At 38.2% G+C, this 23,094-nt stretch carries 35 protein-coding genes; all 35 read right to left on the bottom strand.

Going from position 1 to position 23,094, the window contains the following annotated elements; genetic code table 11:
* Positions 1–34: 34 nt before the first annotated feature.
* Positions 35–967 (bottom strand): citrulline utilization hydrolase CtlX, encoded by a 933-nt coding sequence (gene ctlX, locus G5B37_RS06370; protein ID WP_164679224.1) that lies wholly within the window; start codon positions 965–967, stop codon positions 35–37.
* A gap of 154 nt (positions 968–1,121) precedes the next feature.
* A complete protein-coding gene (locus tag G5B37_RS06375; protein WP_164679225.1) occupies positions 1,122–1,928 on the bottom strand; it encodes a hypothetical protein in 807 nt (268 codons plus the stop codon).
* A 32-nt stretch (positions 1,929–1,960) separates the two neighbouring features.
* Positions 1,961–4,162 carry a T9SS type A sorting domain-containing protein gene (locus G5B37_RS06380; protein WP_263649856.1) on the bottom strand — a complete coding sequence of 734 codons (2,202 nt, stop codon included), beginning with the start codon at positions 4,160–4,162 and terminating at the stop codon, positions 1,961–1,963.
* Positions 4,162–5,100 carry a dimethylarginine dimethylaminohydrolase family protein gene (locus G5B37_RS06385; protein ID WP_164679226.1) on the bottom strand — a complete coding sequence of 313 codons (939 nt, stop codon included), beginning with the start codon at positions 5,098–5,100 and terminating at the stop codon, positions 4,162–4,164. The genes G5B37_RS06380 and G5B37_RS06385 overlap by 1 nt, the downstream gene beginning before the upstream one ends.
* A 61-nt stretch (positions 5,101–5,161) precedes the next feature.
* Positions 5,162–6,448, bottom strand: a complete 1,287-nt coding sequence (locus G5B37_RS06390; protein ID WP_164679227.1) for a citrate synthase — start codon at positions 6,446–6,448, stop codon at positions 5,162–5,164.
* 213 nt (positions 6,449–6,661) lie between these two features.
* Complete coding sequence (eno, locus tag G5B37_RS06395) at positions 6,662–7,948, bottom strand: phosphopyruvate hydratase (protein ID WP_164679228.1); 1,287 nt, start codon at positions 7,946–7,948, stop codon at positions 6,662–6,664.
* 96 nt (positions 7,949–8,044) lie between these two features.
* Positions 8,045–9,154, bottom strand: coding sequence for a glutamine-hydrolyzing carbamoyl-phosphate synthase small subunit (gene carA, locus G5B37_RS06400; protein ID WP_164679229.1), 1,110 nt, complete (start codon positions 9,152–9,154; stop codon positions 8,045–8,047).
* Positions 9,155–9,317: 163 nt separating this feature from the next.
* A complete protein-coding gene (gene rplQ, locus G5B37_RS06405) occupies positions 9,318–9,794 on the bottom strand; it encodes a 50S ribosomal protein L17 (RefSeq protein WP_164679230.1) in 477 nt (158 codons plus the stop codon).
* Between the two features lie 61 nt (positions 9,795–9,855).
* Positions 9,856–10,848 (bottom strand): DNA-directed RNA polymerase subunit alpha, encoded by a 993-nt coding sequence (locus tag G5B37_RS06410; protein WP_164679231.1) that lies wholly within the window; start codon positions 10,846–10,848, stop codon positions 9,856–9,858.
* 93 nt (positions 10,849–10,941) lie between these two features.
* The gene (gene rpsD, locus G5B37_RS06415; protein WP_164679232.1) at positions 10,942–11,547 is read right to left on the bottom strand and encodes a 30S ribosomal protein S4; all 606 of its coding nucleotides are present in this window, start codon (positions 11,545–11,547) and stop codon (positions 10,942–10,944) included.
* 164 nt (positions 11,548–11,711) lie between these two features.
* The gene (gene rpsK / locus G5B37_RS06420) at positions 11,712–12,110 is read right to left on the bottom strand and encodes a 30S ribosomal protein S11 (RefSeq protein ID WP_164679233.1); all 399 of its coding nucleotides are present in this window, start codon (positions 12,108–12,110) and stop codon (positions 11,712–11,714) included.
* Positions 12,111–12,121: 11 nt separating this feature from the next.
* A complete protein-coding gene (rpsM, locus tag G5B37_RS06425; protein ID WP_164679234.1) occupies positions 12,122–12,496 on the bottom strand; it encodes a 30S ribosomal protein S13 in 375 nt (124 codons plus the stop codon).
* Between the two features lie 3 nt (positions 12,497–12,499).
* A complete protein-coding gene (gene ykgO, locus G5B37_RS06430; protein WP_013305171.1) occupies positions 12,500–12,616 on the bottom strand; it encodes a type B 50S ribosomal protein L36 in 117 nt (38 codons plus the stop codon).
* 6 nt (positions 12,617–12,622) lie between these two features.
* Positions 12,623–12,838 carry a translation initiation factor IF-1 gene (infA, locus tag G5B37_RS06435; protein WP_014031991.1) on the bottom strand — a complete coding sequence of 72 codons (216 nt, stop codon included), beginning with the start codon at positions 12,836–12,838 and terminating at the stop codon, positions 12,623–12,625.
* A 2-nt stretch (positions 12,839–12,840) separates the two neighbouring features.
* Positions 12,841–14,175 carry a preprotein translocase subunit SecY gene (gene secY / locus G5B37_RS06440; protein ID WP_164679235.1) on the bottom strand — a complete coding sequence of 445 codons (1,335 nt, stop codon included), beginning with the start codon at positions 14,173–14,175 and terminating at the stop codon, positions 12,841–12,843.
* 11 nt (positions 14,176–14,186) lie between these two features.
* A complete protein-coding gene (gene rplO, locus G5B37_RS06445; RefSeq protein WP_164679236.1) occupies positions 14,187–14,639 on the bottom strand; it encodes a 50S ribosomal protein L15 in 453 nt (150 codons plus the stop codon).
* A gap of 10 nt (positions 14,640–14,649) precedes the next feature.
* Complete coding sequence (gene rpmD, locus G5B37_RS06450; RefSeq protein ID WP_164679237.1) at positions 14,650–14,829, bottom strand: 50S ribosomal protein L30; 180 nt, start codon at positions 14,827–14,829, stop codon at positions 14,650–14,652.
* A gap of 11 nt (positions 14,830–14,840) precedes the next feature.
* A complete protein-coding gene (gene rpsE / locus G5B37_RS06455; RefSeq protein WP_164679238.1) occupies positions 14,841–15,365 on the bottom strand; it encodes a 30S ribosomal protein S5 in 525 nt (174 codons plus the stop codon).
* A gap of 5 nt (positions 15,366–15,370) precedes the next feature.
* A complete protein-coding gene (gene rplR, locus G5B37_RS06460; RefSeq protein WP_164679239.1) occupies positions 15,371–15,727 on the bottom strand; it encodes a 50S ribosomal protein L18 in 357 nt (118 codons plus the stop codon).
* A gap of 11 nt (positions 15,728–15,738) precedes the next feature.
* Complete coding sequence (gene rplF / locus G5B37_RS06465) at positions 15,739–16,281, bottom strand: 50S ribosomal protein L6 (RefSeq protein ID WP_164679240.1); 543 nt, start codon at positions 16,279–16,281, stop codon at positions 15,739–15,741.
* Positions 16,282–16,302: 21 nt separating this feature from the next.
* On the bottom strand, positions 16,303–16,704 hold the full coding sequence (rpsH, locus tag G5B37_RS06470) for a 30S ribosomal protein S8 (RefSeq protein ID WP_164679241.1): 402 nt from the start codon (positions 16,702–16,704) through the stop codon (positions 16,303–16,305).
* Positions 16,705–16,769: 65 nt separating this feature from the next.
* Entirely contained in the window at positions 16,770–17,039 is a 270-nt protein-coding gene (gene rpsN, locus G5B37_RS06475) for a 30S ribosomal protein S14 (RefSeq protein ID WP_164679242.1), read from the bottom strand.
* Positions 17,040–17,042: 3 nt separating this feature from the next.
* Positions 17,043–17,594, bottom strand: coding sequence for a 50S ribosomal protein L5 (rplE, locus tag G5B37_RS06480; protein WP_164679243.1), 552 nt, complete (start codon positions 17,592–17,594; stop codon positions 17,043–17,045).
* Positions 17,595–17,596: 2 nt separating this feature from the next.
* Complete coding sequence (gene rplX / locus G5B37_RS06485; RefSeq protein WP_164679244.1) at positions 17,597–17,911, bottom strand: 50S ribosomal protein L24; 315 nt, start codon at positions 17,909–17,911, stop codon at positions 17,597–17,599.
* Positions 17,912–17,923: 12 nt separating this feature from the next.
* The gene (gene rplN / locus G5B37_RS06490) at positions 17,924–18,292 is read right to left on the bottom strand and encodes a 50S ribosomal protein L14 (protein WP_164679245.1); all 369 of its coding nucleotides are present in this window, start codon (positions 18,290–18,292) and stop codon (positions 17,924–17,926) included.
* Positions 18,293–18,294: 2 nt separating this feature from the next.
* On the bottom strand, positions 18,295–18,555 hold the full coding sequence (gene rpsQ / locus G5B37_RS06495) for a 30S ribosomal protein S17 (RefSeq protein WP_164679246.1): 261 nt from the start codon (positions 18,553–18,555) through the stop codon (positions 18,295–18,297).
* 17 nt (positions 18,556–18,572) lie between these two features.
* The gene (rpmC, locus tag G5B37_RS06500; RefSeq protein ID WP_164679247.1) at positions 18,573–18,764 is read right to left on the bottom strand and encodes a 50S ribosomal protein L29; all 192 of its coding nucleotides are present in this window, start codon (positions 18,762–18,764) and stop codon (positions 18,573–18,575) included.
* An 11-nt stretch (positions 18,765–18,775) separates the two neighbouring features.
* Positions 18,776–19,195, bottom strand: coding sequence for a 50S ribosomal protein L16 (gene rplP, locus G5B37_RS06505; RefSeq protein ID WP_164679248.1), 420 nt, complete (start codon positions 19,193–19,195; stop codon positions 18,776–18,778).
* 20 nt (positions 19,196–19,215) lie between these two features.
* Positions 19,216–19,938 carry a 30S ribosomal protein S3 gene (gene rpsC, locus G5B37_RS06510; protein ID WP_164679249.1) on the bottom strand — a complete coding sequence of 241 codons (723 nt, stop codon included), beginning with the start codon at positions 19,936–19,938 and terminating at the stop codon, positions 19,216–19,218.
* Positions 19,939–19,944: 6 nt separating this feature from the next.
* A complete protein-coding gene (gene rplV / locus G5B37_RS06515) occupies positions 19,945–20,352 on the bottom strand; it encodes a 50S ribosomal protein L22 (protein WP_164679250.1) in 408 nt (135 codons plus the stop codon).
* 6 nt (positions 20,353–20,358) lie between these two features.
* Positions 20,359–20,637, bottom strand: coding sequence for a 30S ribosomal protein S19 (gene rpsS, locus G5B37_RS06520; protein ID WP_164679251.1), 279 nt, complete (start codon positions 20,635–20,637; stop codon positions 20,359–20,361).
* Positions 20,638–20,640: 3 nt separating this feature from the next.
* Entirely contained in the window at positions 20,641–21,465 is an 825-nt protein-coding gene (gene rplB, locus G5B37_RS06525; protein ID WP_164679252.1) for a 50S ribosomal protein L2, read from the bottom strand.
* Between the two features lie 27 nt (positions 21,466–21,492).
* The gene (gene rplW / locus G5B37_RS06530) at positions 21,493–21,783 is read right to left on the bottom strand and encodes a 50S ribosomal protein L23 (protein WP_164679253.1); all 291 of its coding nucleotides are present in this window, start codon (positions 21,781–21,783) and stop codon (positions 21,493–21,495) included.
* A gap of 7 nt (positions 21,784–21,790) precedes the next feature.
* Positions 21,791–22,420 (bottom strand): 50S ribosomal protein L4, encoded by a 630-nt coding sequence (rplD, locus tag G5B37_RS06535; RefSeq protein ID WP_164679254.1) that lies wholly within the window; start codon positions 22,418–22,420, stop codon positions 21,791–21,793.
* Positions 22,420–23,031, bottom strand: a complete 612-nt coding sequence (gene rplC, locus G5B37_RS06540) for a 50S ribosomal protein L3 (protein WP_164679255.1) — start codon at positions 23,029–23,031, stop codon at positions 22,420–22,422. Before rplC ends, rplD begins: the two co-directional genes overlap by 1 nt.
* Positions 23,032–23,094: the final 63 nt, after the last annotated feature.

Here is a 23,094-nt window from a genome sequence, read left to right on the forward strand (position 1 = left end):
CAACTAAAGCATTGTTACAAATGCAAATTTTGGCTTATGATTTTTTAGGCAAAAACACCTCTGCCATCATACAACGTGCGCTTCCACCACCACAAGTTTCTATAGTGGTAAGATCGCTACTCAAAATCTCGCAATGTCTTTCTATATGTGCTATCTGTTCTGGAGTTAAACTTTTATGAGCTGCTAAACTCATCACCATATATTTTGTATCGGCACCCTTTACTTGCAACATATTACCTGCAAACTGATGCATCTGCGCCTCGGAAATGGTAAGTATTTCTTTCTTTGATTGTTTAATAGCCGAAACAAGTTGCTTCTTTTCTTTTGGATTGTCTATACTATCAAGACAAATTACTGCAAAATTTTCAGCCAAAGCCATCATTACATTGGTATGGTAGATTGGAAGTCGTTCGCCATTTACAGTTTGGTTAGCAGTAAATATAATGGGTGTGTATTCAAAATCTTCACAAAACTCTATAAACAAGTCCTCGTCTGCTCTAGGGGAAAGTGCACAATAAGCAATTTTATTCACACGATCTAAAAGCAGGCTTCCCGTTCCTTCTAAAAAGACATCTTCATCTTCGGCTGGAGTGTAGTCCATAAAGCCTTCAATATGAAACCCTTCAGACTCTAAACGGGTCATAATTTCTTCGCGGCGTTCGCGCCTTCTATTTTCAGCAAACATTGGGTACAATCCAACCGTACCATTAGCATGAAAACTCACCCAATTATTAGGGAAGACAGAATCTGGCGTATCCATTTTAAGATCATCATGCTCTACTATAACCATTACTCCAACAGCTCTTAATTTGGCTACAAAGGCGTCAAATTCTTCTTGCGCCTTGGTATTAATATCGAAATTTCTTGCATCAATATCTTCCTGAAAATAGTTGTTTACCGCTGTCTCTTCATTCATCCTGAATGCGACTGGACGTATCATTAAAATGGTATTGGTAATTTGTTGCATCGACAGATTCTTATTTGAAATGCAAAAGTACTTTATTTAATCTGTAAATTTCATAAAATAAGACTCCCTCAGGTGATTATTTTCACAATAAAATTGCTCTCGATTATTATCGTTCAAATTTCTAACTTGTGCCTTGATTATTTTTTACATCAACCTAGTTTAAATCAAAATTATACGCTAATCCTAGCCCGTAGGCTCCTCCCAAAAACACATTTCTACCATCAAAAATATAGGCAATCGTAGCAAATGCGCCCCATTTTGTAGAAAAAGGCCTATATAGCGTTCCACCAACTTTATGGAAATCAACACCTAACTCCCTAAAATTTTGGGGAGCGGGTGTTCCGCGGTAATTAATCCCGCCAAAGGTATGTTGGTAATCATAATAAAGGTCATAATACCAACGAGAAGTAGCTTTGCCCACTTTTAGAGTAGCAGGAATACTATTTGGAACTTCGGCCAGTTTATAAGAAAAGCCACTCTGCAATGTTACAAACCACGACGTATTTGCTTTAAAATGAAACATCCCCCGTGTATCTAAAATAGTAGCTTGTTGACCAATATCATTTAGCCCGCCAAGAGAATAATTAGATATGGGTGTAGAGAGTCCTGCCACAGCACTCACTTCAATAATTCCATGCTCTAGCGTATATTTCAAAAGTTTATATTTCAAAAAAACTGAAATATCCTGTAGATTATTTTCTTTGTTACTTGAAATATATGGCAAAGAAATATTTACGTCAAGATTATCTGAAATTCCATAGGCCGTAAACATAGAAATATAATAGGTGCTTCGTTCTAAGTCTAATGTAGTGTTTCCTGCTACATATTTTTTTGAATCCTCAAAACCTCCACCTATAACAATGGCTCCTTGGTTCTTACTTTTATAAAACCCATCAACCTTGCCTTGGGCATAAGTGCTTACACAGAAGAGTACCACAACTAGCCATACTAGAGATTGCATGTAATAAATACGGAAATACAACGTCCTTGGATTTAATTTCTGAGCAATTGTTTACTCACTACTCCTTTAGACGTACTAATTTTTAAAACATACATCCCACTACTAAGGTGAGATACATCTACCACAGGTTGCTTCGTATTTTCATTTAGAAATGAAAGCACTTTTCTAGCCGACGCATCGTAAATTTCTATTGTTTCAACGGTTATTGATGCAGCGTGCGAAATTTGAAGTAATCCATCTACTGGATTAGGGTAAATCTGTATTTGCCAATCTGGTTCGTTTTCTTCTGCACTTAGAACTTTACCATTAAAATAATCTAATGCTAGTTGAAACGCCTGTGCACCAATATTTTCCCCTAACTTCCTACCCGGAATATCGTCTATGGGTGGATGTATGCCTCCCCAAATTCTAGATAGACTCGTTTGGTCTGATGCATCTCTATAGGTCGCCCATTGCAAGACAAATGGTTCAGAAGGTCCCTTTTCAAAAAATAAAAAGTCATCTTGTGGTATTTCAAAAGTACCCATACCACCAGGAAAAAAAGGATCGTCTGTAGCAAACGTTAGTATTTCTGCAGCAGCCCTTGAAAACGTTGAATGTCCTGAAACATAGCCCGCAAACGGCGGTGTTACAAAGGTTCCTCTTTGGTAAGGCCACCATCTTTTAGCCAATATCCAATCTACCCCTGCTATATCTGTTGTAGGATCTTCTATAAAATCAGGTCCTTTCCAAGCACGCACTTTCAATTCACCTATAGTTTCATCACCTGCAAGAGGATCATTTGGTCCTATTATTTCTATTAAGTTATCTATCAATGGCAGTCCATTTGGATCAAAATTAGGCAGTGTAGGATCTGTACTCTGACCTTTTGAGGCCATATACCTAATTGCCGAAATAGGACGTACATAGTCGTAATACCCTTTAATACCCCATGTGGTAACTGCAGCATCATGCATTGCACCACCTAATGCTAAATAAAGTTTTATATCCCATTCTAAATCAGATAAAATAGGCCCTTCGCCTCCAAACCGCTTTTCAAGCAACGGATTATCTGACACATAGTTAGAAATAACAAACCAATGCCCTGGAGGTGTTTCAGAATCTGGACCATCTGCCCAAAACTCTGCTAATACACGAGCATAATCGCTCCGCTTCACCATCTGAGGAGTATATGGCATTCCAGTACTAGGGTTTAAACTGTGCCCATTAGACAAAGATCCTCCATTTAAAAAGTCATAAAAATTTTGATATTCAGCAAAAGTGCTTGGCCAATCATTAGAATCGAAATTCCCCAAATTTCCTGGAGAAATATCTATACGAAGCGGGTCTGAAGGATCTAAATGCGAAGACCACGAAGCCACTAAAGCAAAGTGCCATTTATAGGCATCTTCAATCCCGTTAGACACAGATGGTTGTATTTGTGGCGGGGCACCAGGATCGTTATAAACATAGCTGTTGAAACCATTATTTAGGATTTCTAAGTCATCGCTATCTAATGCAAAAGGTGCTACTTGTCCCCATTCTGGACTTAAAAAGTTTGGAATTCCACCCGGTATAACATTTCCACTTTGGTCAATAAATGAATCGAATGCCAGTGGCTGCCAACGATTTGGGTTTATATAATCTATATCCTCATACTCTTCTAAAATTAATGGCGGATTGACTGGAGCGTAAAAAATACTGCTATAATCACCAGCTTCATTAGACCCATCCTGCAATCCAAAAGCAATGATTTGACTGGCTAGGTAATTCCCTAATGCCGCATACGAACCGGTGCTATAATCTGTAGAATTAGAAAAAAGACTATAACCATAGCTATTCATAAGCTGGTTTATAGAAATCGAAATCTCTGTAGCACCAGGCGAATCTCGAAAACGGTGCTGCATTAACCTATATATAGCATAACTCATTATTTCGTGCGTAGCTTCTTCTGGATTTTCTGGAAACGGAATTGGATTGTACGGAGCTGAAAAACCCTGTAAGGTGTTCCCTAACAAGACTGGGGTAGCCGTATCGTCAAAAATTGCCCAGGCATCATACATAGCTATAGAACTATGGTATAGATTACGTGCATGTACTGTAGGTCTGGCAAAATCGTTTCTAATCGCGAAAAGTATTTCTTCATTCCAATCTCTAGCAACAGAATGCTGAGCAGAAACTACTGCATTCATGCTCATTAGTAGTACTATCAACACAATGAGATTGGCTTTTGCGCTATTTGCTAAATTTTTCACTATGTATGTTTTTCTTCTATTACAGGCTCACGAAACAATGGCATTGTGCTACAGCGCAACAATCCCTCTTGCTTTGAAATTTCAAAATATGGCACTTCTTCAACTATAAAACCTTGACTTCTTAACCACGTATTTAAACGTGTAAAGTTTTTCTCTGAAATAATGACTTCTTCGGAAATAGAAAATATATTACTATTCATATGATACATTTCTGTCTTGTCAATATGAAAGCAATTCTCTTTTCCGAAGTAATCTACTAGCCATTGATACTCCGCTTCTTCAAGAAATCCTTCTCTATGAATAATACATTTCCCTTTTCCGATAGGTTGAAAACAGCAATCTAAATGTAAGGCATTATCTTCTGGGATAGTATTGCTTTTTCTGAGATTAAATGACTTTACTTTTTTGTGCGGAAACAAGGACTGTAAATGTCGTACAGCATTCATATTTGTTCTAGCCGTAATGTAATCTGGATAATCGTCTCCACGGTAAGTTCCAACGAAAATGTAGGCTCCATGCGGCATTACATCGCCCCCTTCTATATGTGCATTTTCAGGAAACTCGATTATATCATCAGGATTAATTTGTGAGATCACATGCGTAAGCGCATCTATCTCTCGCGACCTATCTTCTAAAATATTGGCTACTATAAACTTATCTTCAACCACAAAGGCAATGTCTCTAGAAAAGATCTGATTATAATCTTCAATTACATTGGGGCGATATACGGTAACACCGTGCTTTTCAAAAACCGCTGCTACTGCTTCCATTTCAACCACCATAGCTGCTTCAACTGGGTAAGTACCTTGCTGAATGTGGCGCGCCGATTTGGGGTCGTATGCTTCTTCTAATTTAGGAGTGGGACCATTACTCTTTGCAGAACCGAGCACTACGGCTTTTAGCCTTGAAAATTCATTGGTAACATTGAGTTTAATCATAATTTCAAATATAAAAAAAGCACTTCTTTACTGAAGTGCTTTTTCACAATTTTTATTGTCATTATCTTTTTTCTACTGGCTTAAAACTTCTAAGGTTTTCACCAATATATACTTGTCTCGGACGGCCAATAGGCTCTTTTCGTTGACGCATTTCTTTCCATTGTGCAATCCACCCTGGCAATCTTCCAAGGGCAAACATAGGTGTAAACATTTCTACAGGAATTCCTAAAGCTCTGTAAATAATACCTGAGTAAAAATCTACATTTGGATAAAGTTTACGATCTACAAAATAAGAATCCTCAAGAGCCTCTTTTTCCAGGCCTTTTGCTATATCCAGCACTGGGTCTTCAATACCGAGCGCAGTTAAAACTTCATCTGCAGACTTTTTGATAATCTTAGCCCGAGGATCGAAGTTTTTATATACTCTATGTCCAAAGCCCATAAGTCTAAACGGATCTTCTTTGTCTTTTGCCTTGTTCATAAATTTATGAGTGTCGCCACCATCTTCTTTAATGGCTTCAAGCATTTCTATCACAGCTTGGTTAGCACCACCGTGTAATGGACCCCAAAGGGCATTAATTCCTGCAGATATAGACACAAACAAACCAGCATGAGAAGAACCTACAATACGTACAGTAGATGTTGAGCAATTTTGCTCATGATCTGCATGCAGAATTAATAATTTATCTAAGGCATCTACTACCTTTTTATCTACGCTATAATTTTGGTTAGGCTTGTGAAACATCATTTTATGAAAATTCTCCACATACCCTAAGCTGTCATCACCGTAGTCTAAGGGCAATCCAGCTCTTTTTCTGTGAGCCCAAGCAGTTAAAACAGGGAATTTAGCCAACATACGAACGATAGCGTTATACATTTCTTCTTCACTGTCTACATTTACAGATGAAGGATTAAATGCTACTAGCGCAGATGTTAGCGAAGACAACACACCCATTGGATGCGCAGATTTTGGAAAACCATCAAGTATTTTCTTTACGTCATCGTCAACATGAGATTGCTCTCTTATATCTGAATGAAATTTTGCCAACTCCTCTTTTGTAGGTAATTCTCCAAAAATCAAAAGATAAGCTACTTCTAAAAAATCAGCTTTATCTGCTAATTCTTCAATAGAATATCCTCTATATCTTAAAATACCTTCTTCCCCATTTAAGAACGTGATGGCACTTTCACAAGAACCTGTATTCTTATATCCAGGATCTAGCGTTGTTACACCTCCTGTGGCTCCTCGGAGCGCTTTAATATCAATGGCTACTTCATTTTCGGTACCAACAACTACTGGAAATTCATATGATTTTCCGTCAATTGTTAATGTGGCTATTTTAGACATATATGCTTTTGGTTTTTTATTAAAATTTCAGAATTATGCTTGTATTCTACTTGCAAACAAAGAAGATGCTAATTTACGAAATATCACACAAATTTTTTAACAAATTAGTGGCTTTGTAGGTTAAAATATCCTTAAATAAACACAGACTACATAAAAAAGAAACCTCTCAAGTATACTACAAGAGAGGTTTATTAAAATTTATAGGTATTCTACCTATATCTTAAATGCATTTTTACCTGGGTAATACGCTACATCTGCTAATTCCTCTTCTATTCTGAGAAGTTGGTTGTATTTAGCCATACGGTCGCTACGTGATGCTGATCCCGTTTTTATTTGTCCGCAATTTAGGGCAACCGCTAAATCTGCAATAGTATTATCTTCTGTTTCTCCACTACGATGACTCATCACAGAAGTGTATCCAGCATTCTGAGCCATTGTTACCGCAGCTATTGTTTCGGTTAGCGTACCTATTTGATTCACCTTAATTAATATAGAATTGGCAATATTTTCATCTATACCTTTAGAAAGGCGCTCCACATTGGTTACAAACAAGTCGTCACCAACTAGTTGTACTTTGTCTCCAACTTTTTCAGTAAGAGATTTCCAACCTTCCCAATCATTTTCATCCATACCATCTTCTATAGAAAGGATAGGGTATTTTTCACATAATTCTGCTAGGTATACCGCTTGTTCTTCGCTACTTCTCACTTTACCCGAATCCCCTTCAAACTTCGTATAGTCGTATTTTCCATTTACGAAGAACTCTGCTGCCGCACAATCTAGGGCTATCATTATATCATCGCCCATGGTATACCCTGCGTTTTTAACGGCCATTGCAATGGTATCTAAAGCGTCTTCGGTTCCGGCAAGTGTTGGTGCAAAACCACCTTCATCGCCTACCGCTGTACTTAAATTTCTATCGTGTAAAACCTTCTTCAAATTATGGAAAATTTCAGAACCCATCTGCATGGCATGAGTAAAGCTATGTGCCTTTACTGGTATCACCATAAACTCTTGAAATGCAATTGGCGCATCACTATGCGAGCCTCCATTAATAATGTTCATCATAGGCACAGGAAGTGTTTTAGCACTTACTCCTCCTACATAACGGTACAACGGCTGCCCTAATTCTGCTGCTGCTGCCTTAGCACAAGCTAAAGAAACTCCCAAAATGGCATTTGCCCCAAGTTTTGATTTATTAGGAGTACCATCTAAATCAATCATTATTTGATCTATTTGTGCTTGTTCAAAAACTGAAACTCCCAAAAGTGTTCCTGCAATTTTTCCATTTACATTTTCGACTGCTTGTAACACTCCTTTACCCATATAGTTATCACCACCATCGCGCAATTCCACGGCTTCGTGCTCTCCAGTTGATGCTCCGGAAGGAACAGCAGCGCGACCCAAGTATCCATGCTCGGTAATTACGTCAACTTCTATAGTTGGATTTCCTCTTGAATCAAAAATTTGTCTGGCGTGTATGTCTATAATAATGCTCATATTATACTATTTAACTATGTCTAGTAGAGCGAAGTCGAAACTTGATTTCAATTTTAGAAATTGTATCTAGTTCTTATTAGCGCTCAAACGGACCGATTATTTTGAATTTTTAATATGCGCTACAAAATCATCAAAAAGATATCTTGAGTCGTGTGGTCCTGGACTCGCTTCTGGATGGTATTGTACCGAAAAAACTGGTTTATCTTTTAACCGTATGCCTGCGGCAGTATGATCATTTAAGTGTAAGTGTGTAATTTCTACTTCTGCATGGGCTTCAGCCTCTTCTCTATTTATTGCAAATCCATGGTTCTGTGAAGTAATTTCACCTTTTCCAACTACTAAATTAAGGATAGGATGGTTAATTCCGCGATGTCCATGATGCATTTTATAGGTTGAAATACCATTAGCAAGTGCTAAGACTTGATGCCCTAAACAAATACCAAATAGAGGTTTGCCACTTGCAATGATTTGTTTAGTGGTTTCTATAGCTTCAGTTAACGGTTCTGGATCTCCTGGGCCATTAGAAAGAAAATATCCGTCAGGATTAAAAGCTTTCATATCTTCAAAAGAGGCATTGTATGGAAACACTTTGATATAACAATCTCTTTCAGCTAGATTTCGAAGAATGTTTTTCTTAATTCCTATATCCAAGGCTGAAATTTTATACGATGCGTTCTCATCTCCATAGAAGTATGGTTCTTTGGTAGACACCTTGCTTGCCAATTCTAAGCCATTCATATTTGGCACTTCAGACAAACGCTTTTTCAAATCTTCTAGTTTGTCTACCTCTGTTGTAATAACGGCATTCATAGCCCCATTGTCTCGAATATAGCTCACTAACGCTCTTGTATCTACGTCACTAATAGCTAGCAAATTATTGTCGTTTAGAAATTCCTCTAAAGAGGCATCTGCTTCAGCTCGTGAATAATGGTAGCTAAAGTTTCTACAAATAAGCCCTGCAATTTTAATGCTATCACTCTCTACCTCATCTTTTGTCGTACCATAATTTCCAATGTGCGCATTGGTGGTGACCATTAATTGACCGAAGTAAGAAGGGTCTGTAAATATCTCTTGGTATCCTGTCATACCAGTATTAAAACAGACTTCGCCAAAGGCAGAGCCATTTTTTCCTCCAACGGCTTTTCCATGAAATATGGTGCCATCGGCTAAAAGTATAAGAGCAGGTTTTCTTGTTTGGTATTTCATCGCTTTATATGACTATTTTACAAAAATACTTTAATTGAAAGGGATTCTAAAATTAGGTTTTTATAACTTTTGAACAATAGCACACTCCTTAGTTATAAGTTTAAAAAAAAGGGATAAACATTGAATGCTTATCCCTTTTCTTATATTACTTGAAGAAAATCATTTACTCTTCTTCTTTTGTTGCTTTTGTTTCTACTGCTGGAGCAGCGGCTGCTTTAGAACCTCCTCGACGGCTTCGACGAGTACTTTTCTTTTTAGTAGCTTTTCCTGCGTTGTATAAATCATTATAGTCAACCAACTCTATCATCGCCATATCTGCAGCATCTCCTAAACGACTCCCCAATTTAATAATTCGAGTATATCCCCCTGGACGATCACCAACTTTTACGGCTACATCGCGAAACAGTTCAATAACTGCATCTTTTTGACGTAGACGAGACATTACAATACGACGGTTATGCGTAGTATCTTCTTTTGCCTTCGTAATAATTGGCTCAACAAATTGTTTTACAGCTTTCGCTTTAGCAACTGTAGTGTTGATTCTTTTGTGTTCAATTAGAGAACAGGCCATGTTTGCCAACATTGACTTTCTATGAGCTGTTTTTCTTCCTAAATGATTTACTTTTTTTCCGTGTCTCATGACATTTATTTTATCATCTTGCTACCATATCCGCCTTAGACGGAGAGCAAAATATGATTAATTAATCTTTATCTAATTTATATTTTGAAAGATCCATTCCGAAATTAAGGCCCTTTACATTTACCAGCTCTTCTAGCTCAGTTAATGATTTCTTTCCAAAATTTCTAAACTTCATCAAGTCATTTTTATTATAAGATACAAGGTCTCCTAATGTATCTACTTCTGCAGCCTTCAAGCAGTTTAATGCACGTACTGAAAGATCCATATCTACTAATTTGGTCTTTAGTAACTGACGCATATGCAATGATTCCTCATCGTATGTTTCAGTTTGTGCAATTTCATCTGCTTCCAACGTAATGCGCTCATCACTGAACAACATAAAGTGGTGGATTAAGGTTTTAGCAGCTTCAGTCAACGCATCTTTTGGATGAATTGAACCATCTGTTTGAATTTCGAAAACTAATTTTTCGTAATCCGTTTTCTGCTCTACACGGAAGTTTTCAATACTGTACTTCACGTTTTTGATAGGAGTGTAAATAGAATCTGTGAAGATAGTTCCAAGAGGAGCATTCGCTTTCTTGTTTTCTTCAGCAGGAACATAACCACGACCTTTTTCGATTGTAATCTCAAAGTTCATGTTTACCTTCTTTTCCATATTACAGATAACCAATTCTGGATTCAATACTTGGAAACCAGAGATAAATTTTTGGAAATCTCCTGCAGTTAACTGCTCATTACCATTTACTGAAATGGTTACAGTTTCGTTATCTATTTCATCTATTTGACGCTTAAAACGTACTTGCTTTAAGTTCAAAATAATTTCGGTTACATCTTCTACAACGCCTGCAATAGTAGAAAACTCATGATCTACTCCTTCGATACGTACCGAAGTAATTGCAAAACCTTCCAAAGAAGATAACAAAACCCTTCTTAGTGCATTACCAACTGTTAATCCATAACCAGGTTCCAAGGGACGAAATTCAAATTTCCCCTCGAAATCTGTAGAGTTAATCATGATAACCTTATCGGGTTTCTGAAAACTAAATACTGCCATTTTTTTCTTCGTTTTAATTGTTATTTAGTTGCGCGATTTAAAAGCTTGAAGAACACTATAAATCCTTTGGCCAAATACCAATGTGATTATTTATTATTTAGAATATAATTCGACGATAGACTGAACATTAATGTTCTCAGGAATCTGAATCAATTGTGGAACAGAAACATAAGTCCCTTCCATTTTTTCCCCATTCCATGTAATCCACTCATATACGTGACGTGCATTATCCAACGAAGATGTGATAGCCTGAAGTGACTTAGACTTTTCTCTTACGCCAACAACATCTCCAGCTTTTAATTGGTATGAAGGAATGTTTACCTTCTCACCATTTACTGTGATGTGTCTGTGGCTCACCAATTGGCGCGCACCACTACGTGTAGGAGCGATACCCATACGGAATACCACATTGTCTAAACGCGACTCTGCTAATTGTAGCAATACTTCACCCGTAATTCCTGGTGCAGCAGTTGCTTTTTTAAACATGTTTCTAAATTGACGCTCCAAAATACCATAAGTGTATTTTGCCTTTTGCTTCTCAGCAAGTTGAATTGCGTATTCAGATTTTTTTCCACGACGACGGTTATTTCCGTGTTGTCCTGGAGGGTAATTTCTTTTTTCGAAAGCTTTGTCTTCTCCGAAGATAGCCTCACCAAACTTACGGGCTATTTTAGATTTTGGACCAGTATATCTTGCCATTTCTAGTTATTTTTGAAGGAGAATCTAAATTAAGGTCTTACGTTAATCCTCTAGACTCTATAATCCTTCGGTTGATATTTATTAAATTTTGAGTTTGCAAAGATACGATATACTATGATATAAATTAACCTATATCGTAGTATATCGTATTCGCAAAAATTGTATTATACTCTTCTACGTTTTGCTGGACGACATCCATTGTGTGGCATTGGCGTTACATCAATAATTTCTGTAACCTCAATTCCTGCATTATGGATAGAACGAATAGCAGATTCTCTACCATTCCCTGGTCCTTTTACGTATACTTTACACTTACGCATACCAGCTTCAGTTGCAACTGCCGCCGCATCTTCTGCTGCTAATTGCGCAGCATAAGGAGTGTTTTTCTTAGATCCTCTAAAGCCCATTTTACCGGCAGAAGACCATGAGATAACATCTCCGTTCTTATTTGTCAACGAAACGATAATGTTGTTGAATGATGCAGTGATATGTGCTTCACCAACAGATTCTACATTAACCTTGCGTTTTTTTGTGCTTTTAGCTTTTGGATTTGACTTTGCCATATCTCTAGTGATTATTTAGTTGCCTTTTTCTTGTTAGCAACTGTTTTACGTTTTCCTTTTCTGGTTCTTGAGTTGTTTTTTGTACGTTGACCACGTAACGGAAGACCCGCTCTGTGTCTAATACCTCTGTAACAACCAATGTCCATTAAGCGCTTAATGCTTAACTGCACTTCACTACGTAACTCACCTTCGATTTTGAAAGACCCAACTGCGTCACGAATAGCACCGATTTCATCATCGTTCCATTCACTTACTTTTTTGTCTTCGCTAACTCCGGCTTTTCCCAATATATCCTTCGCACGGCTATTACCAATTCCGAAGATATACGTTAACGCGATTACACCCCTTTTTTGCTTTGGGATATCTACACCTGCGATTCTTGCCATAACTTATCCTTGTCTTTGTTTGAACCTAGGGTTCTTTTTATTAATTACATATAATCTGCCCTTTCTGCGAACAATCTTGCAGTCGGCACTTCTCTTTTTAACTGATGCTCTAACTTTCATAATAGCTTAGTATCTGTATGTGATTCGAGCCTTTGTTAAATCGTATGGGCTCATTTCTAATTTTACTTTATCTCCAGGCAACAACTTAATATAATGCATACGCATCTTACCTGATATGTGCGCAGTAACCACGTGACCATTCTCTAGTTCCACTCTAAACATTGCGTTAGACAATGCTTCAATGATAGTTCCATCTTGTTCTATTGCGGGTTGTTTGGCCATAATTATGCTACTGCTTTTCTGTTTTTACCTGACTTCATTAATCCATCGTAATGACGATTTAACAAGTAAGAGTTAATTTGTTGCATGGTATCGATAGCAACCCCAACCATAATTAAGAGTGAGGTACCACCAAAGAACAATGCCCAACCTTGTTGTACTCCTAACAATTTCACTACAAATGCAGGGAAGATTGCCACAAGTGCTAAGAATATAGATCCTGGCAAGGTAATTTGAGACATAATTCTGTCTAAAAACTCTGCAGTATCTGTTCCTGGTTTAATTCCTGGAATAAAACCACCGCTTCGTTTCAAGTCGTCTGCCATTTTATTAGTAGGCACTGTAATAGCCGTATAGAAATATGTAAAGATGATAATCAATGCCGCAAACACAACATTATACCATAATCCGAAGATATCACTAAACGTTGCCAACATACTCTGACCCCATTCGGTATCTTTAATAGATCCTAAATTGGCCAATGCTGTTGGAACAAACATCAATGCTTGAGCAAAGATGATTGGCATTACACCAGAAGCATTCAATTTTAATGGAATGAACTGACGCGCACCAAAAATATTCTTTTCATACCCACCGCTAGCTGTACGTCGTGCATATTGGACGGGAATTTTTCGTACTGCCATGACTAACATGACGCAGGCAAGTATAATCACAAACCAAATTACCAATTCTATTAACACAAACATGATACTACTTGACGCAATTTCTTGTGCAAATGATTGTGGTAATGTTGCAATAATACCAACCATAATTAAAATAGAGATACCGTTACCAATACCTTTATCTGTAATCTTTTCACCTAGCCACATTGCAAAAATACAACCTGTTACTAAGATGATCGTTGAAGAAATGTAAAACACTGGTGTTTTTCCTAAAATAAATGCATCGGCAGGAACCCCAAGAGCCTCCAAACCAAACAAGTAACTCGGAGCCTGCACCAAACAAATACCGATGGTCAACCAACGTGTAATTTGTGTGATTTTCTTTCTTCCACTTTCTCCTTCTTTCTGTAATTTCTGAAGATACGGAACTGCAATTTGCATTAACTGAACTACAATAGAAGCAGAAATGTAAGGCATAATACCCAATGCAAAAACGGATGCATTTGCAAATGCACCACCTGTAAAGGCATTTAATAGTCCTCCAATTCCACCTGCATCAAAGTTACCAGCAAATCCGCCCAATTTTGAAGCATCAATATTCGGCAATACTACCTGCGCACCAAAACGGTACACTAGCAAAAGCCCTAGTGTAACCAAGATACGGTTACGAAGCTCTTCTATTCTCCAGACATTTTTTAAGTTCTCGATAAATTTCATCCGTATCTATATTACAATGTTATTACTTCACCTCCAGCAGCTTCAATAGCTTCTTTTGCTGAGGCAGTAAACTTGTGTGCAGACACTTTTAATTTAGCTTTCAATTCTCCTCTACCTAAAATCTTCACCATCTCATTCTTTCTGGCCAAACGAAGACTTACCATTGTTTCGAAGTCTAACGTATCTTTAATCTTTTTGTCGTCAACCAATTGTTGAAGCGTATCAATGTTTACACCTTGATATTCTTTGCGATTGATATTCGTAAATCCAAATTTAGGAACACGACGTTGTAAAGGCATTTGACCACCTTCAAATCCGATTTTCTTAGAGTATCCTGAACGCGACTTCGCACCTTTGTGCCCACGGCCTGATGTTCCAGCTTTACCTGAACCTTGACCTCGCCCTAATCGTTTTCCCTCTCTATGAGTAGAACCTTCTGCAGGTTTTAAGTTATTTAAATCCATTGTATATGTCTTAAACGGTTTCTATAGAAACCAAGTGTTTCACTTTATTTACCATACCAAGAATATTTGGCGTGTCTTCATGCTCGATTGTTTGTCCGATCTTTTTAAGACCCAACGCTTCAAGCGTTCTCTTTTGGTTCTTTGTGCGGTTAATTGCACTTTTCACCTTAGTTACTTTAATTTTTGCCATCTCTCTAGTATTTATCCTTTATATAATTTTTCCAAAGTAATACCACGTTGCTTAGCTACTGTCTGTGCACTTCGCAATTGTAATAAAGCGTCAAACGTTGCTTTTACCACATTGTGAGGGTTAGACGAACCTTGACTTTTAGATAGTACATCGTGAACTCCTACTGCCTCAAGTACTGCACGTACGGCACCACCTGCAATCAAACCTGTACCAGGCGCAGCTGGTAATAAATTTACACGTGCTCCACCATACTTACCTTTTTGCTCATGTGGAAGAGACGCCTTGTTTAAAGGAATACGAACTAAATTTTTCTTGGCATCTTCAATAGCTTTAGCAATAGCACTAGCAACGTCTTTCGACTTTCCTAATCCTTGTCCAACTACGCCATTTTCATCACCTACAACTACAATAGCTGAAAATCCGAAAGCACGACCACCTTTGGTTACCTTAGTAACACGTTGTACACCCACCAAACGGTCTTTTAATTCAAGACCTCCTGGTTTTACTGTTTCTACGTTTTTATAATCTTGATACATATTTCTTAGAATTTAAGGCCGCCTTCGCGTGCTCCTTCAGCTAATGATTTTACTCTTCCGTGGTATAGGTACCCTCCTCTGTCGAAACTAACTGTTTCAACTCCAGCTTTTGTAGCTTTCTCGGCGATTGCCTTACCCACTAATTTTGCAGCTTCCACTTTATTTACTTTGGAAGCGTCTATGTCTTTATCTCTTGAAGATGCTGCGGTAATGGTTGTTCCATTTACATCGTCAATAAGTTGTGCATAGATCTCTTTATTACTTCTGTATACAGCCAAACGCGGACGCTCTGCTGTTCCTGAAACCGTTTTACGGATTCTGAATCGAATACGGTCTCTTCTATCGGTTTTTGATAATGCCATAACGTTATTTCTTATGCAGATTTACCTGCTTTTCTTCTAATGATTTCACCAACAAACTTGATACCTTTTCCTTTGTAAGGCTCTGGTTTACGGAAGCCACGAATCTTTGCGGCTACTTGACCAACCAATTGTTTGTCATGTGATGTTAATATTACTATCGGGTTTTTCCCTTTATCACTTACAGTCTCAATTTTAACTTCTGGCGCGATGTCCATAACTATATTATGAGAGAAACCTATTGCCAAATCAAGTTTTTGACCTTGGTTACTTGCTCTGTATCCAACTCCAACTAATTCTAATTTCTTGGTCCATCCGTTAGACACACCTTCAATCATATTACTTACAAGTGAACGATACAGACCGTGTTTTGCTCTATGATCCTTCGCATCGCTAGGACGCTCAACAATTACATTACCATCTTCAATTTTTACGCTAACATCAGAAATACTCTGAGTTAACTCGCCTAATTTCCCTTTTACAGTAATAGCGTTGTCTTTGACATCTACTGTTACTCCTTCAGGAATCGCTACCGGGTTTTTACCTATTCTTGACATTTCTTTCTTGTCTTTAAATTTTTAGTAAACGTAACACAATACTTCTCCACCTACATTCTGGCTGGCTGCTTGCTTTCCTGTCATAACTCCTGCTGAAGTTGAAATGATAGCAATTCCCAATCCGTTAAGGATACGTGGCATTTCTGAAGCACCTGCATACTTACGTAAACCAGGTGTGCTTATTCGTTGCATTTTTTTGATTACTGGATCTTTTGTAAGCTTGTCGTATTTCAAGGCGATTTTAATAGTTCCTTGCGGCCCATTATCGTCTTCAAATTTGTAGCTCAAGATAAACCCTTGATCAAACAAAATTTTTGTAATCTCTTTTTTAAGATTTGAAGCCGGCACCTCTACTACGCGATGTCCTGCTTTCACTGCATTTCTAACTCTTGTTAGAAAATCTGCGATTGGATCTGTTGTCATTTATTTAAATTTCGGAAGTGGTTTTTATTCACTCTATGCAAATAAACCTTCATCCAGTTAATACTTTACCAGCTTGCCTTACGAACTCCTGGAATTAAACCTTGATTTGCCATTTCACGAAACATAACACGTGAAATTCCAAACACTCTCATATATCCTTTAGGACGACCTGTTAATTTACAACGGTTGTGTTGTCTAATTGGAGAGGCATTTTTAGGAAGTTTTTGTAAACCTTCCCAATCACCAGCTTCCTTTAAGGCCTTACGCTTTGCAGCATATTTCTTTACAGTTGCGGTTCTTTTACGCTCGCGCGCTTTCATTGATTCTTTAGCCATCTCTTAGTTCTTTTTAAAAGGTAATCCTAGTTCTGTTAGTAATGATTTAGCTTCCTTGTCGGTCGCAGCAGAAGTAACGAAAGTAATATTCATACCTTCAATTTTCTTTACCTTATCAATATTGATTTCAGGAAAGATAATCTGTTCGGTAATTCCCATACTGTAATTTCCTCTACCGTCAAAACCTGTAGCATTAATACCATTAAAATCACGTACGTTAGGCAATGCACTAGTAATAAGTCTATCTAAAAACTCATACATACGCTCGCCACGCAATGTAACTTTTGCTCCAATAGGCATCCCTTTACGTAATTTAAAGGTCGCAACATCTTTCTTAGAGATAGTTGCAATTGCTCTTTGGCCAGTAATGTTAGTCAATTCCTCAACAGAGTTATCGATTAACTTCTTATCGGCTACAGCCGCTCCAACTCCACGTGATACTACGATGCACGAAAGTTTTGGAACCTGCATTACATTATTGTAACCAAATTCGTCTGTAAGAGCATTTGTTACTCGGCTCTTATATTCTTCCTTAAGTCTTGGTGTATATGCCATAACTATAATACTTGATTTGATTTTTTAGCAAATCGTACTTTTTTACCATCTTCCATTCTATAACCTACACGTGTAGCATCACCTGATTTAGGATCTACTAATGATAAGTTAGAAACATGAATAGGAGCTTCTTTTTCAGTAATTCCACCTTGAGGATTAGCCGCACTTGGCTTCTCATGCTTCTTCACTGTATTTACTCCCTCTACTATTGCTTTGTTCTTTTCAGCATCTACACGAAGTACCTTACCTTCAGATCCTTTATGGTCTCCTGCGGTCACTACTACTGTATCTCCTGATTTTATTTTAAGCTTTCCCATTTCGTTTTCGTATTAAAGCACTTCAGGTGCTAATGATACTATTTTCATAAATTGTTTATCACGAAGCTCTCTTGCTACGGGTCCGAAAACACGAGTTCCTCTCATTTCCCCTTGAGGTCCTAAAAGCACACATGCATTATCATCGAAACGAATATAAGAACCATCTGGTCTTCTCACTTCTTTTACGGTACGTACAACAACTGCTGTTGAAACGGTCCCTTTCTTTACGGTTCCATTAGGTGTAGCATCCTTTACAGATACTACTATTTTGTCACCGATTGAAGCGTAACGTTTTTTGGTTCCGCCCAACACACGAATGGTAAGGACTTCCTTTGCCCCGGTGTTGTCTGCTACTTTAAGTCTTGATTCTTGTTGTACCATGGTTACTTCGCTCTTTCAATTATTTCTACTAGTCTCCAACATTTGGTTTTACTCATAGGTCGTGTTTCCATGATCTTTACAGTATCACCTTCGTTGCAGTCGTTTTTCTCGTCGTGTGCTACGTATTTTTTCGTTTTTAAAACGAACTTTCCATACATAGGGTGCTTTACTTTTTTCACCTCGGCAACAACAATAGATTTCTCCATTTTGCTACTGGTTACTACACCGATACGCTCTTTTCTTAAGTTTCTTTTTACTTCCATCTTTCAGCTTCGTACTATTATTGTACTTCTCTTTTAGTTAGTTCTGTCGCAATTCTAGCAATCGCTCTTCTGTGAGCTCTTAGTTGAATTGGATTGTCCAACGGTGAAATGGTGTGAGCCATTTTAAGGTTTGAAAATGCTTGTCTGTTTTCAGCTAAAGCTTCTTGCAAATCCGCTGTTGATGCTTCTTTTATTTCTGATTGTTTCATCTTTATAAAAATTAAGCTTGATAATCTCTAGACATGATAAACTTAGTTTTCACCGGCAATTTCTGAGCGGCTAATCGAAGTGCCTCTTTAGCAGTATCTAATGACACTCCAGAAACTTCGAATAAAACTCTACCTGGCTTCACTACAGCTGCCCAATATTCAACGGCACCTTTACCTTTACCCATACGAACCTCAAGAGGCTTTTTAGTGATTGGCTTATCTGGAAAAATCATAATCCAAATAGACCCTTCTCTTTTCATATATCGAGTAGCAGCAATACGTGCAGCTTCAATCTGACGTGCTGTCAAGAAGTTTGAATCTAAAGATTTAATACCAAAAGTACCATAGGCTAACTGGTTTCCTCTTCCAGCATTACCTTTCATACGGCCCTTTTGTTGTTTACGGTATTTTGTTCTTTTAGGTTGTAACATTTGTTCTGTTCTTTAAAAAATTACTTTCTGTTACGACGTGGTTTGTTGTTTCCACCTCGTCCAGAACCGCCTTTGCCACCTTTTTTGGCTAGGCCAACTAATGGAGAAAGCTCTCTTTTACCATATACTTCGCCTTTCATAATCCATACTTTAACACCCAATCTACCATAAGTAGTGTGTGCTTCAACTAAAGCATAATCTATATCGGCTCTAAAGGTTGATAGTGGAATACGTCCATCTTTGTACGACTCACTACGTGCCATTTCAGCACCATTTAGTCGCCCAGAGATTTGAATTTTTATTCCCTCAGCATTCATACGCATTGCAGCCGCAATTGCCATCTTGATTGCACGACGGTACGAGATTCTATTCTCAATTTGTCTTGCAACACTACTACCAACTAGAAATGCATCTAATTCTGGTCGTTTGATTTCGTGAATGTTGATTTGAACCTCTTTTCCAGTAATTTTCTTAAGCTCTTCTTTTAGCTTGTCTACTTCCTGACCACCTTTCCCGATAATAATACCAGGTCTTGCAGTAGTAATAGTAACGGTTACAAGCTTAAGCGTACGCTCAATAATTACTCTAGACACACTTGCTTTACTTAAACGAGCATGGATGTATTTTCTAATCTTGTCGTCTTCGGCTAATTTATCACCGTAGTCGTTACCTCCGTACCAGTTGGATTCCCATCCTCTAATGATACCTAAACGGTTCCCGATTGGATTTGTCTTCTGTCCCATTTAAATTTAGCTTTGTGTGTTATCGTTAGCTCCTAATACCAGTGTTACGTGGTTAGAGCGTTTTCTAATTCTGTGTGCGCGACCCTGTGGTGCTGGACGAAGTCTTTTTAACATCGTTCCACCATCAACACGAATCTCCTTAATAAAAAGATCTGCATCTTCAATTGAAGCCTCTTCGTTTTTTGCTTGCCAATTTGCAATGGCAGACAACAATAGTTTTTCCAAACGTCCCGAAGCTTCTTTTTTGCTAAATCTTAAAATATTAAGCGCTGTATCTATCTTTTCACCACGCACTAGGTCTGCAACCAAACGCATTTTTCTTGGTGACGTAGGGCAATTGTTCAATTTGGCGAAGTACTGTGTCTTCTTTGCCTCTTTGATTTGCTCTGCTCTTTCTCTTTTACGAACTCCCATGGCCTATTATTTTTTTCCTTTGTTTTTAGCACCTGCGTGACCACGGAATGATCGTGTAGGTGAAAATTCGCCTAATTTATGTCCTACCATATTTTCAGTTACATACACAGGAACAAATTGACGTCCGTTATGTACCGCAATGGTTTGTCCTACAAAATCTGGAGTAATCATAGAAGCACGAGACCAAGTCTTGATCACAGTCTTCTTATTAGACTCTACATTTTGCTGTACTTTCTTATCTAACTTGTAGTGAACGTACGGTCCTTTTTTTAATGATCTTGCCATAGCTTATTTCTTTCTACGTTCGATTATATACTTATTACTAGCCTTAGTCTTAGAACGGGTTTTGTATCCTTTTGCAGGAATACCGTTTCTAGAACGCGGGTGACCTCCAGAAGATTTCCCTTCACCACCACCCATTGGGTGATCTACTGGGTTCATCACTACTGGTCTTGTACGCGGACGACGACCTAGCCATCTTGATCTACCTGCTTTACCTCCAACTAACAACTGATGATCACTGTTACTTACAGCACCAATGGTAGCCATACATGTAACTAAAATCAATCTCGTTTCACCAGAAGGTAATTTAACAGTAGCATACTTTCCATCTCGAGCCATTAACTGAGCAAAAGCACCAGCACTACGTGCCATAACAGCACCTTGACCAGGACGTAATTCTATACAAGAAATGATTGTACCTAAAGGTATATTTGCGAGGGTCATTGCATTACCAATCTCTGGAGCAACTTGCTCACCAGAAACGATATTCTGCCCTACTTGAAGTCCATTCTGAGCAATCACATACCTTTTTTCACCATCTTGGTAATTTACCAATGCAATAAAAGCGGTACGGTTTGGATCGTATTCAATCGAGGCAACAGTGGCTGGAACACCTTGCTTGTCGCGCTTAAAATCGATAATTCTGTAACGTTGTTTATGACCACCACCTATGTAGCGCATGGTCATTCTTCCTTGACTGTTTCTACCACCAGAACGTTTTTTCGGAGCTAATAAACTTTTCTCCGGCTTATCAGTTGTAATGGCGTCATAACCATTTACAACTCTAAAACGCTGTCCTGGGGTGATAGGTTTTAATTTTCTTACTGACATTTTTGTCTAATTTATTGCAAGCTAAGCTTACAAATTGTTGTAAAAATCTATTGTATCACCTTCCGCCACCTGTACAATTGCCTTTTTCAAAGCGTTTGTTTTACCAGTTTGGATTCCCGTTTTCGTATGACGAACACGTCGATCTGGGCGGACATTCATTGTGCGAACTTTTTCAACAGAAACTCCGTAAGTGGCTTCCACCGCTTTCTTGATTTCTACCTTATTCGCCTTTGGGTTTACCACAAAACCATATCGGTTATTTAATTCCGCATCTGCTGTGGCTTTTTCCGTAATAATAGGTTTTATTAAGATATTCATCTTGCTTCTATTTACTTAAATTCGTATTTATTCCTTCCAAAGAACCTTCAAACAGCACAACACTGTTTGCATTCATAATTTTGTAAGTACTTAATTCTGAGTTACTTATAACCTCTGTACCTTTCAAATTGCGAGACGACAAATATACGTTATTATTTGACTCTCCCAACACAAACAAAGATTTTTTGTTTTCAAGTCCTAAGTTCTTTAAAACTGAAGTGAAATTCTTTGTTTTTGGCGCATCAAAACTTAAATCTTCAACCACTACAATTGCCTTGTCATTTGCCTTTACAGTAAGGGCAGATTTACGAGCCAAACGCTTTAGGTTTTTATTTAATTTGAATGAATAGCTTCTTGGTCTAGGTCCGAACATACGTCCACCACCTTTAAAAACACCAGACTTGATGCTACCCGCACGGGCAGTACCAGTTCCTTTTTGTTTTTTGATCTTTCTAGTTGAACCAGCAATCTCAGCACGCTCCTTTGCTTTATGCGTTCCTTGACGTTGATTTGCCAAGTACTGCTTTACATCAAGGTACATTGCGTGATTATTAGGCTCAATACCAAACACATCGTTAGAAAGTTCAACCTTTCTACCTGTGTCTTTTCCGTTTACATCTAATACAGCTACCTTCATTATTTCTGAATCATTACGTAAGCGTTTTTGTGACCTGGCACACAGCCTTTCACAACAAGTAGGTTCTTTTCAGCAACTACTTTTAACACTCTCAAGTTTTGTACTTTCACCTTTTCGTTCCCCATTTGACCTGCCATACGCATACCCTTGAATACTCTCGCAGGATACGATGCAGCTCCAATAGAACCTGGTGCTCTTAATCGGTTGTGCTGACCGTGGGTCGCTTGACCAACACCGGCAAAACCGTGACGCTTTACTACCCCTTGAAACCCTTTTCCTTTGCTTGTTCCTGAAACATCCACGAACTCACCTTCTTCAAAGTGCTCTACAGTAATAGTATCACCTAATTTATACTCCTCTTCAAATCCTTGGAATTCGGCGACTTTGCGTTTTGCAACTGTTCCTGCTTTCTTGGCATGGCCTTCGGCAGCTTTATTTGCAGTCTTCTTGTCATCGAAACCAAGTTGAAGAGCTTCATACCCGTCAACCTCTTCGGTTCTGACTTGGGTAACAACACAGGGTCCTGCTTCAATAACGGTGCATGGCATATTCTTACCATTCTCGTCAAAGATGCTGGTCATCCCTATCTTTCTTCCAATTAACCCAGACATATTTATCTATTTATTTATTAATACTTCGCCGATTCTCGGCATTATTCTTATTCAAACCAAACG

This window comes from Rasiella rasia (assembly GCF_011044175.1).
GTDB classification, from domain to species: Bacteria; Bacteroidota; Bacteroidia; order Flavobacteriales; family Flavobacteriaceae; genus Marinirhabdus; species Marinirhabdus rasia.

Excerpts from the sequence above, each read along its gene's own strand:
- ctlX (WP_164679224.1), bottom strand. The coding sequence starts at position 967 with ATGCAACAAATTACCAATACCATTTTAATGATACGTCCAGTCGCATTC.
- G5B37_RS06375 (WP_164679225.1), bottom strand. The coding sequence starts at position 1,928 with ATGCAATCTCTAGTATGGCTAGTTGTGGTACTCTTCTGTGTAAGCACT.
- G5B37_RS06385 (WP_164679226.1), bottom strand. The coding sequence starts at position 5,100 with ATGATTAAACTCAATGTTACCAATGAATTTTCAAGGCTAAAAGCCGTA.
- G5B37_RS06390 (WP_164679227.1), bottom strand. The coding sequence starts at position 6,448 with ATGTCTAAAATAGCCACATTAACAATTGACGGAAAATCATATGAATTT.
- eno (WP_164679228.1), bottom strand. The coding sequence starts at position 7,948 with ATGAGCATTATTATAGACATACACGCCAGACAAATTTTTGATTCAAGA.
- carA (WP_164679229.1), bottom strand. The coding sequence starts at position 9,154 with ATGAAATACCAAACAAGAAAACCTGCTCTTATACTTTTAGCCGATGGC.
- rplQ (WP_164679230.1), bottom strand. The coding sequence starts at position 9,794 with ATGAGACACGGAAAAAAAGTAAATCATTTAGGAAGAAAAACAGCTCAT.
- G5B37_RS06410 (WP_164679231.1), bottom strand. The coding sequence starts at position 10,848 with ATGGCAGTATTTAGTTTTCAGAAACCCGATAAGGTTATCATGATTAAC.
- rpsD (WP_164679232.1), bottom strand. The coding sequence starts at position 11,547 with ATGGCAAGATATACTGGTCCAAAATCTAAAATAGCCCGTAAGTTTGGT.
- rpsK (WP_164679233.1), bottom strand. The coding sequence starts at position 12,110 with ATGGCAAAGTCAAATCCAAAAGCTAAAAGCACAAAAAAACGCAAGGTT.
- rpsM (WP_164679234.1), bottom strand. The coding sequence starts at position 12,496 with ATGGCAAGAATCGCAGGTGTAGATATCCCAAAGCAAAAAAGGGGTGTA.
- ykgO (WP_013305171.1), bottom strand. The coding sequence starts at position 12,616 with ATGAAAGTTAGAGCATCAGTTAAAAAGAGAAGTGCCGACTGCAAGATT.
- infA (WP_014031991.1), bottom strand. The coding sequence starts at position 12,838 with ATGGCCAAACAACCCGCAATAGAACAAGATGGAACTATCATTGAAGCA.
- secY (WP_164679235.1), bottom strand. The coding sequence starts at position 14,175 with ATGAAATTTATCGAGAACTTAAAAAATGTCTGGAGAATAGAAGAGCTT.
- rplO (WP_164679236.1), bottom strand. The coding sequence starts at position 14,639 with ATGGATTTAAATAACTTAAAACCTGCAGAAGGTTCTACTCATAGAGAG.
- rpmD (WP_164679237.1), bottom strand. The coding sequence starts at position 14,829 with ATGGCAAAAATTAAAGTAACTAAGGTGAAAAGTGCAATTAACCGCACA.
- rpsE (WP_164679238.1), bottom strand. The coding sequence starts at position 15,365 with ATGTATCAAGATTATAAAAACGTAGAAACAGTAAAACCAGGAGGTCTT.
- rplR (WP_164679239.1), bottom strand. The coding sequence starts at position 15,727 with ATGGCATTATCAAAAACCGATAGAAGAGACCGTATTCGATTCAGAATC.
- rplF (WP_164679240.1), bottom strand. The coding sequence starts at position 16,281 with ATGTCAAGAATAGGTAAAAACCCGGTAGCGATTCCTGAAGGAGTAACA.
- rpsH (WP_164679241.1), bottom strand. The coding sequence starts at position 16,704 with ATGACAACAGATCCAATCGCAGATTTTCTAACAAGAGTTAGAAATGCA.
- rpsN (WP_164679242.1), bottom strand. The coding sequence starts at position 17,039 with ATGGCTAAAGAATCAATGAAAGCGCGCGAGCGTAAAAGAACCGCAACT.
- rplE (WP_164679243.1), bottom strand. The coding sequence starts at position 17,594 with ATGGCATATACACCAAGACTTAAGGAAGAATATAAGAGCCGAGTAACA.
- rplX (WP_164679244.1), bottom strand. The coding sequence starts at position 17,911 with ATGGGAAAGCTTAAAATAAAATCAGGAGATACAGTAGTAGTGACCGCA.
- rplN (WP_164679245.1), bottom strand. The coding sequence starts at position 18,292 with ATGGTACAACAAGAATCAAGACTTAAAGTAGCAGACAACACCGGGGCA.
- rpsQ (WP_164679246.1), bottom strand. The coding sequence starts at position 18,555 with ATGGAAGTAAAAAGAAACTTAAGAAAAGAGCGTATCGGTGTAGTAACC.
- rpmC (WP_164679247.1), bottom strand. The coding sequence starts at position 18,764 with ATGAAACAATCAGAAATAAAAGAAGCATCAACAGCGGATTTGCAAGAA.
- rplP (WP_164679248.1), bottom strand. The coding sequence starts at position 19,195 with ATGTTACAACCTAAAAGAACAAAATACCGTAAACAACAAAAGGGCCGT.
- rpsC (WP_164679249.1), bottom strand. The coding sequence starts at position 19,938 with ATGGGACAGAAGACAAATCCAATCGGGAACCGTTTAGGTATCATTAGA.
- rplV (WP_164679250.1), bottom strand. The coding sequence starts at position 20,352 with ATGGGAGTTCGTAAAAGAGAAAGAGCAGAGCAAATCAAAGAGGCAAAG.
- rpsS (WP_164679251.1), bottom strand. The coding sequence starts at position 20,637 with ATGGCAAGATCATTAAAAAAAGGACCGTACGTTCACTACAAGTTAGAT.
- rplB (WP_164679252.1), bottom strand. The coding sequence starts at position 21,465 with ATGTCAGTAAGAAAATTAAAACCTATCACCCCAGGACAGCGTTTTAGA.
- rplW (WP_164679253.1), bottom strand. The coding sequence starts at position 21,783 with ATGAATATCTTAATAAAACCTATTATTACGGAAAAAGCCACAGCAGAT.
- rplD (WP_164679254.1), bottom strand. The coding sequence starts at position 22,420 with ATGAAGGTAGCTGTATTAGATGTAAACGGAAAAGACACAGGTAGAAAG.
- rplC (WP_164679255.1), bottom strand. The coding sequence starts at position 23,031 with ATGTCTGGGTTAATTGGAAGAAAGATAGGGATGACCAGCATCTTTGAC.